The organism is Planobispora rosea, from assembly GCF_014648175.1.
In the GTDB taxonomy this organism is placed as follows: domain Bacteria; phylum Actinomycetota; class Actinomycetes; order Streptosporangiales; family Streptosporangiaceae; genus Planobispora; species Planobispora rosea.
This window is the reverse complement of the sequence record NZ_BMQP01000149.1, coordinates 1-602: the sequence shown is the minus strand read 5'-3', so window position 1 is coordinate 602 and position 602 is coordinate 1. Positions and strand designations below refer to the sequence as shown.

The window sequence follows — 602 nt, the reverse complement described above, 5'->3', positions numbered from 1 at the left end:
CTGGTTGAGCAGGCCGGCGTCCTCACCGAAGACGACCTCGCGCAGCGGCCGCTCCAGCAGGCCGTCGAAGATCTCACAGACCTCGGCGAACGCCCCGGCGTAGACGGGGAAGGCCGCCGCGAGTTCCTCCCCCATCTGAAGGCGCTGGCTGCCCTGCCCGGTGAACAGGAACGCCGTCCTGGCTTCCCCGAGCACCGCGTCGCGGACCGGCTCCACACCGGACGCCTCCTCGCGAGTGCCGGCCACCAGAACCGCCCGGTGCTCCAGGTGGGCTCGGGTGGCGGCCAGTGAGTAGGCCACATCCAGCGCGCTCAGCTCGGGCTTCTCGGCGAGGAAGTCGGTGAGCCTGGTGACCTGGTCGCGCAGCGCCTCCTCGGTGCGGGCGGACAGCGGCCAGGGCAGCGGTACGCCGTTCGGCCAGCGCGACGCTGACGCCTCAGCGCTCGCCGGCGCCTCCTCGATGATCAGGTGAGCGTTGGTCCCGCTGATGCCGAAGGAGGAGATCCCGGCGCGGCGCGGCCGATCACCGCGCGGCCAGTTCACGGTCTGGGTGAGGAGTTCGACCTTGCCGGCTGTCCAGTCCACGTGCGGGGAGGGTGCGT

General features: G+C 71.8%; 1 protein-coding gene. It reads right to left on the bottom strand.

Going from position 1 to position 602, the window contains the following annotated elements; genetic code table 11:
• On the bottom strand, positions 1-585 hold a 585-nt coding region (locus tag IEZ08_RS39170), incomplete at its 3' end, for a ketoacyl-synthetase C-terminal extension domain-containing protein (protein ID WP_308426635.1).
• Positions 586-602 lie beyond the last annotated feature (17 nt).